The 633-nt window shown below is 39.7% G+C and carries 1 protein-coding gene; it reads right to left on the reverse strand.

Annotation, left to right across the window (positions count from 1 at the left end; translation table 11 throughout):
• Positions 1-235: 235 nt before the first annotated feature.
• The coding region (locus C9J46_RS21430; protein WP_146144687.1) for a DUF2931 family protein at positions 236-633 on the reverse strand (398 nt) is incomplete at its 5' end.

Genomic DNA, 633 nt, shown 5'->3' on the forward strand with positions numbered 1-633 from the left:
TACCATATGCTTTAGTGACTCTGACAGGGTAAAGTGATGGCATTGTATAACCAACTCTCCAATTTGGAACTTCATCAGGTACGCGTTCTCTATTCACCATGCTACAACCAGCCAGTAATAGGCAGAGCATCCCTGTTGATATAATCTTTTTCATTTACTGTCCTTGTGTAATGAATGCTGAATCTAGCTCTTTCATTGAGCGCCTCACAGGTTTTTGTGAGGCGGTAAACCAATATTAATGAAGCTGATCTACAATATAATTCTTTGATGTATATATCTTATTTACCTTATCCCAAGGGATAGGCGTTAAGGTTGCGTTAGCCTTTTTAGCTCTTTTAAGTACAGAGTTTCTTGTCTGGTTATGATCAGAGTAAGTACTTCCGTTATAGTCCGTTTCGGGTGTGCTCGTTGGCGACAGTTCAGTAACGTACGTATATTTGCCACAACCCTTAAGCCATACTTTCACTTGCCCATTTGGCAGGAAACCAAAATCAAATGTCGTTTGGTAGCAAGCTCGTTTTATTCCATCTGGTCGAATGTAACTTTGCTTTTTATAGGCCAGCGCTTTCATTTTTGGGGTGACATCTAATTCAGTAATATAGAACTTCGCATCAAAAAGGGATGTCCAGTAAA

It is taken from the genome of Photobacterium sp. GB-36 (genome assembly GCF_003026135.1).
Classification (GTDB): Bacteria; Pseudomonadota; Gammaproteobacteria; order Enterobacterales; family Vibrionaceae; genus Photobacterium.